This window comes from Jeotgalibacillus salarius (genome assembly GCF_004405125.1).
GTDB lineage: Bacteria > Bacillota > Bacilli > Bacillales > Jeotgalibacillaceae > Jeotgalibacillus > Jeotgalibacillus salarius.
Genome location: NZ_SORX01000034.1, coordinates 1 through 205 on the forward strand (window position 1 = coordinate 1; position 205 = coordinate 205).

Here is a 205-nt window from a genome sequence, read left to right on the forward strand (position 1 = left end):
ACTGTAAATCCGCTCCTTCGGGTTCGGCAGTTCGAATCTGCCCCCCTCCACCATTCATAGGGGCATAGTTTAAAGGTAGAACAGAGGTCTCCAAAACCTCCGGTGTGGGTTCGATTCCTACTGCCCCTGCCAATTTTAAAATTTCATTACGGCGATTGTGGCGAAGTGGTTAACGCACCGGATTGTGGTTCCGGCATTCGTGGGT

1 tRNA gene is annotated in these 205 nt (G+C 51.2%); it reads left to right on the forward strand.

Features of this window, described 5'->3' with window-relative positions:
* Positions 1–58: 58 nt before the first annotated feature.
* Positions 59–132: transfer RNA gene (locus E2626_RS17070), tRNA-Trp, on the forward strand.
* Positions 133–205 lie beyond the last annotated feature (73 nt).